12 protein-coding genes are annotated in these 14,404 nt (G+C 58.8%); 9 read left to right on the forward strand and 3 right to left on the reverse strand.

What is annotated here, in order from left to right; translation table 11 throughout:
- The first annotated feature begins 25 nt into the window (after positions 1-25).
- The 9 genes from accB (at position 26) to AF70_RS25215 (ending at position 11,913) form a co-directional block, all read left to right on the forward strand.
- Entirely contained in the window at positions 26-490 is a 465-nt protein-coding gene (gene accB, locus AF70_RS25175; RefSeq protein ID WP_019582271.1) for an acetyl-CoA carboxylase biotin carboxyl carrier protein, read from the forward strand.
- Between the two features lie 17 nt (positions 491-507).
- The gene (gene accC / locus AF70_RS25180; protein WP_007937211.1) at positions 508-1,866 is read left to right on the forward strand and encodes an acetyl-CoA carboxylase biotin carboxylase subunit; all 1,359 of its coding nucleotides are present in this window, start codon (positions 508-510) and stop codon (positions 1,864-1,866) included.
- A gap of 335 nt (positions 1,867-2,201) precedes the next feature.
- Positions 2,202-3,080: a 50S ribosomal protein L11 methyltransferase gene (gene prmA, locus AF70_RS25185; RefSeq protein ID WP_019582270.1), complete on the forward strand. Its 879-nt coding sequence runs from the start codon at positions 2,202-2,204 to the stop codon at positions 3,078-3,080.
- A 30-nt stretch (positions 3,081-3,110) separates the two neighbouring features.
- The gene (locus AF70_RS25190; RefSeq protein WP_028940127.1) at positions 3,111-4,349 is read left to right on the forward strand and encodes a DUF3426 domain-containing protein; all 1,239 of its coding nucleotides are present in this window, start codon (positions 3,111-3,113) and stop codon (positions 4,347-4,349) included.
- A 185-nt stretch (positions 4,350-4,534) separates the two neighbouring features.
- Positions 4,535-5,545, forward strand: a complete 1,011-nt coding sequence (gene dusB, locus AF70_RS25195) for a tRNA dihydrouridine synthase DusB (RefSeq protein WP_018928425.1) — start codon at positions 4,535-4,537, stop codon at positions 5,543-5,545.
- Positions 5,542-5,862 (forward strand): DNA-binding transcriptional regulator Fis, encoded by a 321-nt coding sequence (gene fis, locus AF70_RS25200; RefSeq protein ID WP_007907419.1) that lies wholly within the window; start codon positions 5,542-5,544, stop codon positions 5,860-5,862. Before dusB ends, fis begins: the two co-directional genes overlap by 4 nt.
- 81 nt (positions 5,863-5,943) lie before the next feature.
- On the forward strand, positions 5,944-7,551 hold the full coding sequence (gene purH / locus AF70_RS25205) for a bifunctional phosphoribosylaminoimidazolecarboxamide formyltransferase/IMP cyclohydrolase (protein WP_028940128.1): 1,608 nt from the start codon (positions 5,944-5,946) through the stop codon (positions 7,549-7,551).
- 189 nt (positions 7,552-7,740) lie between these two features.
- Positions 7,741-9,036 (forward strand): phosphoribosylamine--glycine ligase, encoded by a 1,296-nt coding sequence (purD, locus tag AF70_RS25210; RefSeq protein ID WP_019582268.1) that lies wholly within the window; start codon positions 7,741-7,743, stop codon positions 9,034-9,036.
- Positions 9,037-9,135: 99 nt separating this feature from the next.
- Positions 9,136-11,913: a hybrid sensor histidine kinase/response regulator gene (locus AF70_RS25215; RefSeq protein WP_028940129.1), complete on the forward strand. Its 2,778-nt coding sequence runs from the start codon at positions 9,136-9,138 to the stop codon at positions 11,911-11,913.
- Positions 11,914-11,937: 24 nt separating this feature from the next.
- Here AF70_RS25215 and AF70_RS25220 read toward each other — a convergent pair whose 3' ends face one another.
- From AF70_RS25220 to AF70_RS25230, 3 genes are all read right to left on the reverse strand, one after another.
- Entirely contained in the window at positions 11,938-12,633 is a 696-nt protein-coding gene (locus AF70_RS25220; protein ID WP_026331932.1) for a hypothetical protein, read from the reverse strand.
- A 55-nt stretch (positions 12,634-12,688) separates the two neighbouring features.
- Positions 12,689-13,495: a hypothetical protein gene (locus AF70_RS25225; protein WP_019582265.1), complete on the reverse strand. Its 807-nt coding sequence runs from the start codon at positions 13,493-13,495 to the stop codon at positions 12,689-12,691.
- 154 nt (positions 13,496-13,649) lie between these two features.
- Positions 13,650-14,321 carry a hypothetical protein gene (locus AF70_RS25230; protein ID WP_019582264.1) on the reverse strand — a complete coding sequence of 224 codons (672 nt, stop codon included), beginning with the start codon at positions 14,319-14,321 and terminating at the stop codon, positions 13,650-13,652.
- Positions 14,322-14,404 lie beyond the last annotated feature (83 nt).

The raw sequence follows: 14,404 nt of genomic DNA on the forward strand, positions 1-14,404 counted from the left end.
ACCGACCCTTGGGAGTTGATGATTCATGGATATCCGTAAAGTTAAGAAACTGATCGAATTGCTGGAAGAGTCCGGCATCGACGAGCTTGAGATCAAGGAAGGCGAAGAGTCCGTACGCATCAGCCGTCACAGCAAGACGCCGGCTCAGCAGTACTACGCACCGGCTCCGATGCATGCACCGGCTCCGGCACCAGTTGCTGCCGCCGCTCCGGTTGCTGCCGCTGCGCCTGCGGCTCCAGCTGCACCTACGCTGAACGGCTCCGTTGCCCGTTCGCCGATGGTCGGTACTTTCTATCGCAAATCTTCGCCGTCCTCGCCGTCCTTCGTTGAAGTTGGCCAGACCGTGAAGAAAGGCGACACCCTGTGCATCGTCGAAGCCATGAAGATGATGAACCACATCGAAGCTGAAGCCAGCGGTGTGATCGAATCCATCCTCGTCGAAGACGGCCAGCCGGTTGAGTACGACCAACCGCTGTTCACCATCGTTTGAATCGCGGAGAGCCTTTGATGACTGCGAAGTTGGAAAAAGTTCTGATCGCCAACCGCGGTGAGATCGCCCTGCGGATTCTGCGTGCCTGCAAGGAAATGGGCATCAAGACCGTCGCCGTTTACTCCAAGGCCGACAAAGAGCTGATGCACCTGGGCCTGGCAGACGAATCCGTCTGCATCGGTCCGGCCTCCGCCGCTCACTCCTACCTGCACATTCCGGCCATCATCGCCGCCGCTGAAGTGACCGGCGCAACCGCCATTCACCCAGGCTACGGTTTCCTTGCGGAAAACGCCGACTTTGCCGAACAGGTCGAGAACTCCGGTTTCGCGTTCATTGGCCCGAAAGCCGATACCATCCGCCTGATGGGCGACAAGGTATCGGCCAAGCACGCCATGATCGCCGCTGGCGTTCCAACCGTCCCGGGCTCCGACGGCCCACTGCCTGAAGACGAAGAAACCGCTCTGCGCATTGGTCGCGAAGTCGGTTATCCGGTGATCATCAAAGCCGCTGGCGGCGGTGGTGGTCGTGGCATGCGCGTGGTGCACAAAGAAGAAGACCTGATCTCCTCGGCGAAACTGACCCGCTCCGAAGCGGGCGCAGCGTTCGGCAACCCGATGGTCTATCTGGAAAAATTCCTGACCAACCCACGTCACGTGGAAGTTCAGGTGCTTTCCGACGGTCAGGGCCACGCCATCCATCTGGGCGACCGCGACTGCTCGCTGCAACGTCGTCACCAGAAGGTTCTCGAAGAAGCGCCGGCACCGGGCATCGACGAGAACGCGCGCGAGGAAGTCCTCGCCCGCTGCGTCAAGGCTTGCATCGACATCGGCTACCGTGGCGCCGGCACTTTCGAGTTCCTGTACGAGAATGGCCGCTTCTACTTCATCGAGATGAACACTCGTGTCCAGGTAGAGCACCCGGTATCGGAAATGGTCACCGGCATCGACATCGTCAAGGAGATGCTCAGCATCGCCGCCGGCAACAAGCTGTCGTTCACCCAGGATGACGTGGTCATCCGAGGTCACGCGCTGGAATGCCGGATCAACGCCGAAGACCCGAAAACGTTCATGCCGAGCCCGGGCACGGTCAAGCATTTCCACGCACCAGGCGGCAACGGCGTTCGCGTCGACTCGCACCTGTACAGTGGCTATGCCGTTCCGCCGAACTACGACTCGTTGATCGGCAAGCTGATCACCTACGGCGCAACCCGTGACGAAGCCATGGCGCGCATGCGTAATGCGCTGGACGAAATCGTTGTCGACGGGATCAAGACCAACATCCCGCTGCACCGTGATCTGACCCGTGACGAAGGCTTCTGCAAAGGGGGGGTGAACATTCACTACCTCGAGCACAAGCTGGCCGGCGACAAGCACTAAGCTTCAGCCGGAACATGACAAGGCCGCCTTCGGGCGGCTTTGTTGTTTCTGGGGATTGTTGATTGATCGATAAATACAAAATCCTGTGGTGAGGGGGCTTGCCCCCGTTGGGCTGCGAAGCAGTCCCTATCAATGCGCCACAGGTTTTCCTGACGAAACGCATTCAACAGATTTGCGGCTGCTGCGCAACCGAACGGGGGCAAGCCCCCTCGCCACAGTAATCCGCTCACTCCAGAGCATCGCAACCCGGTCGTCTTCTGCCGCGCGCTCGCGTAAACTTGCGCGCTTCTCGCAGCCCGCTAGGCTGCAATCTATATTTTTCAAAGGTGCCCGCCATGCCTTGGCTGCAAGTCCGTCTCGCCATCAGCCCAGAACAAGCCGAAACCTACGAAGACGCTTTCCTTGAAGTGGGCGCCGTGTCGGTGACCTTCATGGACGCCGAAGATCAGCCGATCTTCGAGCCGGAACTCAACACCACCCCGCTGTGGTCGCACACACACCTGCTGGCCTTGTTCGAAGGCGGCACTGACGCCGCCAGCGTGCTGGCACACCTGGAGTTGCTGACCGGTAGCCCGCTGCCCGAGCATCACAGCGAAGTGATCGAAGACCAGGACTGGGAACGCAGCTGGATGGATGGCTTCCAGCCGATGCGCTTCGGCCAGCGCCTGTGGATTGTCCCGAGCTGGCACGCCGCCCCTGAGCCTGACGCGGTGAACCTGCTGCTGGACCCAGGCCTGGCGTTCGGCACCGGCACTCACCCGACCACCGCGCTGTGCCTGGAATGGCTCGATGGCCAGGACCTGAAAGACTGCAACGTGCTGGATTTCGGCTGCGGCTCGGGGATTCTGGCGATTGCCGCCCTGTTGCTGGGCGCCAAACAAGCCGTCGGCACCGATATCGATGTGCAGGCCCTGGAGGCCTCCCGCGACAATGCCGGACGCAACAACATTGCCGACGAGCTGTTCCCGCTCTATCTGCCGGAAGATTTGCCGCAGGTTCAAGCCGACGTGCTGGTGGCCAACATTCTTGCCGGCCCGCTGGTGTCCCTGGCGCCGCAACTGTCCAGCCTGGTCAAGCCCGGCGGTCGCCTGGCGCTGTCGGGCATCCTCGCCGAACAGGGCGAAGAGGTCGCCGCCGCTTATGCCCGGGACTTCGATCTGGATCCGATCGCCAATCGCGACGGCTGGGTACGCATCACTGGCCGTCGGCGCTAGAATGAGCGCCTGCATAAACCGGATTGCCGCATGACCGATAGCTTCGTCACCCAGTGCCCGCATTGCCAAACCAGCTTCCGCGTCAGCCATGCTCAGTTGAGCGTGGCCCGCGGGGTGGTTCGTTGCGGCTCATGCTTGCAGGTATTCAACGCCGCCAAGCAGTTGCTTGAGCAACGGGCCGGCAAGGAAGCGGTAAAACCGGCTGCATCGGCGCCCGTAGAACCGCCCGTGCAGCGGGCCATCAGCCAAAAGCAATGGACCGCGGCCGAAATGGACCTGGACAGCCTGGACCTGGACGAAGAACTCGCCCGGCTCGAACAGCGGGAAATCCAGCCGACGACGGAGTTCGGTCGCCCTCGCGAAGACAGCCTCAGCGCTCGTCGCGACAGCACCGGACACGACGAAGCCCCTTGGCCCGACAGTCTCTTCAGTGAGTCGGCCGCCGATCGTGCGCAAGCCGCCGACACGCAGACGCCAGCACCGATGGTCGAACCGACGATCGAGCCAGGCAAACACTCGCGCACCGAGCCTTCGCTGTCCATGGAGCCCGTGCCACTGGACGATGAGCCCGAGATACAGCAACTGCGCCTGCACGACCCGCTCGACGCCCCGATCCCTTTTGGCAGCCTGTCGGCGAAAGCCGATGACGATGAGATCGACGATGACCTGCCCACCGTCGAGCCTCTGCGCAAGCGACGCGAACGCAGCGAACCGGCCATGCGCGCTGAAGCGCTACAGGACCTGACCGACGACCCGTTGCAACTGGATTGGCAAAAACGCCGCTCCCCCTGGGGTCGGCGCTTTTTCTGGCTGCTGCTGATCCTGCTCGGCGCTGCCGGCCTCGCCGGCCAATACGTCGCCTACCACTTCGACGAACTGGCGCGCCAGGACCAATATCGTCCGTGGTTCCAGCAACTGTGCCCGCACATCGGCTGCACAGTGCCGTCCAAGGTCGACATCGCGAAAGTCAAAAGCAGCAATCTGGTGGTCCGCAGCCACCCGGACTTCAATGGGGCGCTGGTGGTCGATGCCATCATTTATAACCGTGCGCCCTTCTCCCAGCCGTTCCCGCTGCTGGAGCTGCGTTTTGCCGACCTAAACGGCCACCTGATCGCCAGCCGCCGCTTCAAGCCCGGCGAGTACCTCAACGGCGATCTCGAAGGCCTGGCCGAAATGCCGCCGCAAACGCCGATCCACATCGCGCTGGACATTCTCGACCCAGGCCCCAAAGCGGTGAACTACAGCCTGAGCTTCCATTCGCCCGAGTGAAACACTCAAGCGTTGCAGGCTTGACGGCGGTTTCCTGACTTTGACCGTTCAAACCAAACCGCTGGCGATAACGAATTAGTTGTTCAGATTTTGTTCAATTCAGCCTTTATCCAGTCATCGAGAGCGGGTATCATGCCAACCCTTTTTCGAACTCTCATGATCCGGCCCCACAACAGGGAAGTCCTATGTCGGCGGTACGCATCGGTCCATATACATTGCACAACGGCTTGATCCTCGCCCCCATGGCGGGCGTCACCGACCAGCCCTTTCGTCAGCTGTGCAAACGATTGGGCGCAGGACTTGTAGTCTCGGAAATGGTCACCAGCGACATGAGCTTGTGGAACACCCGCAAATCGCGGATGCGCATGATCCACGAAGGCGATCCCGAGCCCCGCTCGGTACAGATCGCCGGCGGAGATGCGCAGATGCTGGCGGATGCGGCCCGGGCCAACGTCGAACTGGGTGCACAGATTATTGACATCAACATGGGCTGTCCGGCGAAGAAGGTCTGCAACAAGGCTGCCGGCTCCGCACTGTTGAAAGATGAAGCATTGGTGACCGAGATCCTGCAGGCCGTGGTGGCTGCGGTCGATGTGCCGGTCACCCTGAAGATCCGCACCGGCTGGGACCGGGCGAACAAGAACGGTCTGACGGTGGCGAAGATCGCCGAACAGGCAGGCATCACGGCGTTGGCCGTACATGGCCGCACGCGTGCCGACCTGTACACCGGGGAAGCCGAGTACGACACCATTGCCGCGATCAAGCAGGCGGTGTCGATTCCGGTCTTCGCCAATGGCGATATCGATTCGCCCGAGAAAGCCCGGTACGTGCTCGACGCGACCGGTGCCGATGGCCTGTTGGTGGGCCGGGCTGCCCAGGGGCAGCCATGGATTTTTCGTGAAATCGACCATTATCTGCGTACCGGTGAAAAACTCCCGGCACCGGAACTGATCGAAGTGGAATGTATTCTGCTTGAGCATCTGGCCGCGCTGCATGCCTTCTATGGCGACGTCATGGGCGTGCGCATAGCTCGCAAGCATGTGGGCTGGTATCTCGCAACCTTGCCGGGCGCCAGGGAGTTTCGCGCCCACTTCAATCGTTTGGAAGATACGGAAGCACAATGCGCCTACGTTCGAGGCTTCTTCGCCGAACGTTACAAGAGCCTGACAGGGGACGGAGAAGGGGTGGCCGCATGACGATGATGACCGAGACTTTAGTGAGTGGAACAACACCCGTGAGCGACAACGTGAATTTGAAACAGCACCTCAATACACCGAGCGAAGAAGGTCAGACCCTTCGCGGGAGTGTCGAGAAGGCGCTGCACAATTATTTCGCCCACCTTGAGGGCGCTGCCGTCACGGATGTGTACAACCTGGTGCTCTCCGAAGTCGAGGCTCCCCTGCTCGAATGCGTGATGAACTACGTCAAGGGTAACCAGACCAAGGCCAGTGAGCTGCTCGGGCTGAACCGGGGCACCCTGCGCAAGAAACTCAAGCAGTACGATTTGCTGTAAGCATTCAATCAAACCAGAAAGGCGCCCGCGTAAAACCGGTCGCCTTTTTTGCTGACTCCTTTGCTTTTGATGGAAATTGAGATGACCGACCAGACTACCCGCCTGCCGATCCGCCGCGCCTTGATCAGCGTTTCCGACAAGACCGGGATCCTTGAATTCGCCAAAGAGCTCGAAGCCCTGGGCGTCGAGATCCTCTCCACCGGCGGGACGTTCAAGCTGCTGCGCGACAACGGCGTTGCCGCAGTAGAAGTCGCGGATTACACCGGTTTCGCAGAAATGATGGACGGTCGGGTGAAAACCCTGCACCCGAAAATCCACGGCGGGATCCTCGGTCGTCGCGGTATCGACGACGCCATCATGAGCGAGCACGGCATCAAGCCGATCGATCTGGTAGCGGTCAACCTGTACCCGTTCGAAGCCACCATCAACAAGCCAGGCTGCGACCTGCCGACCGCCATCGAGAACATCGATATCGGCGGCCCGACCATGGTTCGTTCGGCGGCAAAAAACCACAAAGACGTGGCCATCGTGGTGAATGCCAGCGATTACGCCAACGTTCTGGAAAGCCTCAAGGCCGGCGGCCTGACCTACGCTCAGCGTTTCGACCTGATGCTCAAGGCCTTCGAACACACCGCCGCCTACGACGGCATGATCGCCAACTACATGGGCACCGTGAACCAGGCGGCTGAAACCCTCAGCACCGAAGGCCGCAGCGAATTCCCGCGCACCTTCAACAGCCAGTTCATCAAGGCTCAGGAAATGCGCTACGGCGAGAACCCGCACCAGAGCGCGGCGTTCTACGTTGAAGCCAAGCCTGCCGAAGTCGGCATCGCCACGGCGACCCAACTGCAAGGCAAAGAGCTGTCGTACAACAACGTGGCCGACACCGACGCCGCACTGGAATGCGTGAAGAGCTTCGTCAAGCCGGCCTGCGTGATCGTCAAGCACGCCAACCCGTGCGGCGTGGCCGTGAGCCCGGACGCCGAAGGCGGCATCCGTCAAGCCTACGAACTGGCCTACGCCACCGACACCGAGTCGGCGTTCGGCGGCATCATCGCGTTCAACCGCGAGCTGGATGCTGAAACCGCCAAGGCCATCGTCGAGCGTCAGTTCGTCGAAGTGATCATCGCCCCATCCGTCAGCGCAGAAGCCCGCGCCATCGTGGCAGCCAAGGCCAACGTACGCCTGCTGGCCTGCGGCGAGTGGTCGGCTGACCGCGTTCCGGCCTGGGACTACAAACGCGTCAACGGCGGTTTGCTGGTACAGAGCCGCGACATCGGCATGATCGGCAGCGAAGACCTGAAAGTGGTGACCAAGCGCGCGCCAACCGAGCAGGAAATCAACGACCTGATCTTCGCCTGGAAGGTCGCCAAGTACGTCAAGTCCAACGCCATCGTCTACGCCAAGAACCGTCAGACCATCGGTGTCGGCGCCGGCCAGATGAGCCGCGTGAACTCCGCGCGTATCGCCGCGATCAAGGCTGAACATGCCGGCTTGCAAGTGCAGGGCGCGGTCATGGCGTCGGATGCGTTCTTCCCGTTCCGCGACGGCATCGACAACGCGGCCAAGGTCGGTATCACTGCGGTGATCCAGCCAGGTGGCTCGATGCGTGATAACGAAGTGATTGCCGCAGCTGATGAAGCCGGCATCGCCATGGTCTTCACCGGCATGCGCCACTTCCGTCACTAATAAGACAACGGCCGCACTGAACCCGGTATCTGCTGCGTTGGAGCCGACCTCGATGATGCTCATTGCCAAAAGGCAGCTCCGCTCATCAAGGTCGACTCCGCCTTGTATCTACCGGCTTCATTGCGACCTCCTACGGCGTGAAGCGCTTTAGGTTCCAAAACAGAATTAGCGTCATCCGAGGTTTTTGAAATGAATGTTTTGATCATTGGCAGCGGTGGCCGTGAACACGCCCTGGCCTGGAAAGTGGCTCAGGATCCGCGCGTGCAGAAAGTGTTCGTTGCCCCGGGCAACGCTGGCACCGCCATTGAAGCCAAGTGCGAGAACGTCGCCATCGACGTGCTCGCCCTCGAGCAGCTTGCAGATTTCGCGGAGAAAAACGTTTCCCTGACCATCGTCGGCCCGGAAGTGCCGCTGGTTGCAGGCGTTGTCGATCTGTTCCGCTCCCGTGGCCTGGATTGCTTCGGCCCGACCGCGGGTGCCGCGCAACTGGAAGGTTCGAAAGCCTTTACCAAGGATTTCCTGGCGCGTCACAAGATCCCGACCGCCGACTACCAGAACTTCACCGAGATCGAGCCGGCCCTGGCTTATCTGCGTGAAAAAGGCGCACCGATCGTGATCAAGGCCGACGGCCTGGCTGCCGGCAAAGGCGTGATCGTGGCCATGACATTGGCTGAAGCTGAAGACGCGGTGCGCGACATGCTCGCTGGCAACGCGTTTGGCGATGCCGGCTCCCGGGTGGTCATCGAAGAGTTTCTGGACGGCGAAGAAGCCAGCTTCATCGTCATGGTCGACGGCAAGAACGTGCTGCCGATGGCCACCAGCCAGGACCACAAACGCGTCGGCGACGGCGACACCGGTCCGAACACCGGCGGCATGGGCGCTTACTCCCCGGCTCCGGTCGTCACGGCCGAAGTCCATCAACGGGTCATGGACCTGGTGATCTGGCCAACCGTGCGCGGCATGGCCGAGGAAGGCAACGTCTACACCGGTTTCCTCTATGCCGGCTTGATGATCGACAAGGCTGGTAACCCAAAAGTTATCGAGTTCAACTGCCGTTTCGGCGATCCTGAGACCCAACCGGTGATGCTGCGTTTGCAGTCGAGCCTGGTGTTGCTGGTCGAAGCGGCCCTGGCGCAAGCGCTGGACAAGGTCGAAGCACAGTGGGATCCACGTCCGAGCGTCGGCGTCGTATTGGCCGCTGGCGGTTACCCGGGTGACTACGCCAAAGGCGTTGCCATCAACGGTCTGGATGCAGCCGCGGCACTGGAAGGCAAAGTCTTCCACGCCGGCACTGCACTCAAGGACGGTCAGGTGGTGACGGCCGGTGGTCGGGTACTGTGCGCAACCGCCATGGGCACCAGCGTCGACGCAGCCCAGCAGCAGGCTTACAAACTGGCGGCTAAAATCGACTGGGAAGGCTGCTTCTATCGTAAGGACATTGGCTACCGCGCCATTGCCCGCGAGCGTGGCGAAAATCAGGAATAAGCCATCCACTCGGCCAGGCAAGGGCTTGCAGCCCTTGCCGGACTATTCCGGCGCCGCGCATAGTTATATTCTGGCATCAACCTACGAAGGGATTTCGCCGTGCGCTGGCTCAGGATTGCCATAGGCTTCACCGTCACTCTGCTGACCTTGCTCTGCATGCTCCCGGCCCAGGCCACGCAAGGCAGTGGCTGGGCGGTATTGCTCGACGAACAGGGCGATCTACAGCTGAGCGACATCCGCTCCGGCCGCTACACCAATCAATTCAGCCCCGTCGAACTCGACCGCCTCACCGCAGCCGGGCCCGAGGGTGCGCTGTGGCTGCGTTTCAGGCTGGCACCCGGCAAACACGAACAGTTGCTGAGGGTGTTCGCCCCCGACCTGTCGCACCTCAATCTGTATGTGCTCGACGGCGACCAACTGATCGATCAATTGAATACCGGCACCGGGCAGCCTCAGGCTGAGCGCCCCCTGCCCAGTAACGACTTCATGTTGCCGCTGCCACAAAGCGACAAAACCCTCGACATCTATATGCGACTGGTCTCCGAACACCAGTTTCGGCCTTACATCACCCTGCAATCGGCGGTCATGAGCGCAGCCACTCAGAACCAGACGTTGATCTACGGTCTGCTCTTTGGCTGTCTCGGAATGCTGATCCTGCATAACCTGACCCGCTACACCTACACCCGCTCGCGTAGCAGCCTCTGGCTGGCAGCGTGCGAAGGGTTGCTGCTGCTCAGCCTGGTGCTGCTGCTGAACCTGGCCCGACCATGGTTACCGAACTGGTCCGTCGTACAAACACCCGGTGCCTATCTTGCCTTGCTGCTGACCGCACCTTGCGGCCTGATGTTCGCCTACCGCTTCTTCGCCCCGCTCGGCCCACACCCGCTGAACAAGCTGCTGCTGGGGGACATCCTGTTCATCGTGGCCTGCGGCCTGCTGCTGTTGTTCGTCAACACCCTGCCGCTGAACCTGATCACGTACGCACTGGTTGCCCTGGCCGGCCTGAGCATGTTGTTCGTCAGTGCCCATCACTGGCAAAAAGGTTATCGCCCGGCTCGCCTGTTCGTGGCGGCCATGGTGGTGTTCAACCTTGGCACGTTGATTATCCTGCCGGCGCTGCAGGGGCTGACCCTTGTCGCCCCGCAAGGCCTGATCATCACCCTGCTGGTGTTTATCTGTATCAGTGGCCTGTTGATGAGTGTGGCCCTGGGCGAGCGACAGCGTAGCATCACCGAAGACCGTTTCAGCGTCAGTCGCGACCTGGCTGCCAGCAATGCCGAAATAAACGCCAAGGCTGAATTCCTGGCGAAAATCAGCCACGAAATCCGCACCCCGATGAATGGTGTGCTGGGCATGACCGAACTGCTGCTGGGCACCCCGCTGTCGGTCAAGCAGCGCGACTATGTGCAAACCATCCATAGCGCCGGCAACGAACTGCTGACGCTGATCAACGAAATTCTCGACATCTCCAAGCTCGAGTCAGGACAGATCGAGCTGGACGATGTGCAGTTCGACCTCAATGCCCTGATCGAAGACTGCCTGAGCATCTTCCGCGCCAAGGCCGAACAACAAAACATCGAGCTGATCAGTTTTATCCAGCCACAGGTACCGCGCGTCATCAGCGGTGATCCGACGCGCCTGCGCCAGACCCTGCTGAGCCTGCTGGAAAACGCCCTGAAGAAAACCGATGAAGGCGAGATTCTGATCGTTGTCGCCCTGGATGAACGCAGCGCCAAACCACGGCTGCGCATCGCCGTGCAGGACAGCGGCCAGCCGATGGAGGCTGAAGAGCGCGACGCACTGATGCACGCCGAGCTGCACAGCAAGCATTTCCTCTCGGCCACCAGCCTGGGGGGCAATCTGGGGCTGGTGATTGCCCGTCAGCTGATCCGTTTGATGCAGGGCGAATTCGGCATCAAGAGCGGCGCCAACCAGGGCAGCACATTGTGGCTGACCCTGCCACTGGACCCGGACCGTCTCGAGCATCCGACCTCGGACCTGGACAGCCCGTTGCAAGGCGCACGCGTACTGGTCGTGGACGACAACGACACCTGTCGCAAGGTGCTGGTGCAGCAGTGCAGCGCCTGGGGCCTGAACGTCAGCGCCGTACCGTCCGGCAAGGAGGCCCTGGCGCTGCTGCGCACCAAGGCCCACCTGCGCGATTATTTCGACGTGGTCCTGCTGGACCAGAACATGCCTGGTATGACCGGCATGCAACTGGCCGCCAAGATCAAGGAAGACCCGAGCCTGAACCACGACATTCTGCTGATCATGCTCACCGGCATCAGCAACGCGCCGAGCAAGATCATCGCGCGCAACTCCGGGATCAAGCGCATCCTCGCCAAGCCAGTGGCCGGCTACACCCTCAAGACCACCCTGGCGGAAGAACTGAACCAGCGCAACAACGGCCCGACTACCTCGCTGCACCTGCCCACCGGCCCTACCCTTCCGGTCAAGGTGCCCAGCGACTTCCGCATCCTGGTGGCCGAAGACAACAGCATCTCGACCAAGGTCATCCGCGGCATGCTGGGCAAGCTCAACCTGCAACCGGATACCGCCAGCAATGGCGAGGAAGCCTTGGTGGCAATGAAGGCCCAGCGTTACGATCTGGTGCTGATGGACTGCGAAATGCCGATCCTTGACGGTTTCTCCGCCACCCAGCAATTGCGTGCCTGGGAAGTCGGCAACCAGCGGATTCGCACCCCCGTGGTGGCGTTGACCGCGCACATCCTCGCCGAGCACAAAGAGCGCGCGCGTCAGGCCGGCATGGACGGGCACATGGCCAAACCGGTCGAGCTGTCGCAGTTGCGCGATTTGATCGAGCATTGGGTTGCTCAGCGTGATCAGCAGCATCGTGCCACGACTCAACCATCGTGAATCGACAGACTTAAAAGCGACTGGCTACTTATTGGGCGTTGGCGAACGCACCGTCTTTATCAGGTCCTCACGAGTAGCGGCAACGGCTATTGCAATTCTCTTGCGCCACGGCTCAAAGGCCATCGGATCCAGCACTGAAATACAGCCGTTGAACTCGACATCCCCAACGATATCGTTAGTTCGAAAGATGTGCTCGATGATTGAATTCGGGAGCGTTTCACGGGTTGTGATACTGCCAGTCAAATAGATTAACCGCGTCCCCTCCAGGGCAATACCGACCTGCAATCGGACTCTCGTCAGGCTCGACGCCTGATCCTCAGCAACCGAATACTGGCGAAGTAAAGCGCGTGCCGCACTGTGTGGTGGCAGTCTGGACAGCTCGATAAGTGCACGGTCGATGGCTTCAATATAGGTGTTGGAAAGATAACGACTGACTTTGGATGCCAGCATTTTACTTATCGTCAGGCACGGCAGTTCTGAATCAGGTTCGAACGAACCACCGAAGTCTTGAAGACGAGTCCAGCCAAACTGATTAAATTGTGAGCGGTACAGTTCCCACCACTGTTCATACTCGCCCAATGAAGGCCGCGTGGCCGTCGCCGCAAGCTGCATATATAAAGTCGAGTCCAGCACATCATCACGCGCCCCCTGACTCAGCTCATGCGACAGTAACAAAATGCTCCCGACATCAATACATATGTCGTAATTTGAATTCAACATAAGCGTTACTTCTTGGCAATCAAAAAAACCGGAGGCAAACGCCTCCGACTCCATGTTATTTACCGGCTAAAATGGCCTGAAACGCTCGCTCATCCAGTTTATCCAGGTAGGTATTTACCTCTTCCTCCCTTTTCGCAGGGTAATCCCCCTCATGGATAACCATGTGCGCAGTGTCCTGGTAAATATTGACTTCAGAGCTTTTCCACTCAAAGAACAGCACACCACCGTCATTACCAGGTTCCTTGGAATAATTGACCGCCGCGACAGCCATGTTTACGTAACCTTCATTGTCCTGTACGCAAGAGGCCATTCCAAAGCGGCGCCCCTTATCCTTTTCTACAGAGCGATTGAAAAGGTTAAGCGCTTTTTCATCCTGCTTGAGAGAGCCAAGGGTATCGGAAACCAGAGAGGGGATACCGATGCCTCCGACAGCGCCTTTGACGATACCGCCAACAATATCGACCACTACATTTTCCATGGTCAGACTTTGCGTTTTCTTTTCATACTCCTTGGATACCTGGACGATTTTGGTCCATTTCAACGAGGTAAGAACTTGTAGCAAAAACTGAAATCGTTCCTCCATCTGGTTTTTTCCAGGGTATCGGTTGCTGGCCATGATCTCGGCAAACCGATAAGTATTGAGCGCAACTTTTTTGTTGCGCCGAGTCATGCCTTCCAGCATACCGACGACGTTAGGCCCATCGACCACCGCTCGAATATTGTCCAAGTCGATCAGGCTCGCCCCCGACCTCGCCGAAAAACCCGCAATACGCACCTTTGCCTGAGAAGCGGGATAACACTTGATCAGGCCAGTAATTAATTCTGCTTGTTCCACTTCAGTTAAAGCATCAACCTTATTCATTTTTCAACATTCCATTGTTATTAATACGAGCCAACTCAGCTCAGCGACAACACTACCAAAACCAGCTTAAAGACATCAAACAACGAATACATACAAATAATTGCCACACACAAACAAATAACTAAACTGCCCAAAACACAGTCTTTCAAAAGGATCAGTTATGCGACATCAGATCAATAAAGTCCTGCTCCTCCAACTCATCCAGTGCACCCTGTAATATCTGGCGATTTTTTTCGATACCTCGTTGCCGAATAGTAAATTCACGCACCCTGATATCCAGCTGCGCCATCGAATGTCCCACGCCCCAAAAGCCAGTAGACCAGTCTAGTTTAAGCAGTCGTACATGACTCAGGAATATTCCCAACGTGCCATCCGGATTAAGCTCGGCGGGCAAAATCTCAAGCTCGCCGGACTCTCTCACTCTTGCGGCGAAGGAACCTTGCAACACATCGTCGTTCCCTAGCATATTTAAAGCATTTACAAGGGTCTCAGCCTTATTGCGCCCGACCTTCCTGGACATAACATCCAGATACGCCGCTGTGACACTTCCGGAAAATTTCCGATCCACTACTTCCACGAGCGGCTGATCAAGCCCCCAGCCGACAGACCAGAGTACACCTGAGTAATACTCGAACCAGTCAGCAGCCTGCTTGACACTATTGTATTTTTTGTTCGCTCGATTTTTTGCATATCGAATACTGTTCTTTACAAATTGTTTGTCCTGACTAGAAAGCTTGGCACCGAAGCCCAACAAACTGTTGTGTAACACCGAAGCGCCGGTTTGCAGTGCAATCGCTTGGGCGTTTCCTTTCAACTCAAATTCCATTTTTAATTCCTGCCTACTTGGCATCTGTTGACATCTTGATATGCAGATTTGTCTGCGAAAAACTTCTTGATCCAACACCCTAA

This window comes from Pseudomonas sp. KD5, from assembly GCF_012932895.1.
Classification (GTDB): domain Bacteria; phylum Pseudomonadota; class Gammaproteobacteria; order Pseudomonadales; family Pseudomonadaceae; genus Aquipseudomonas.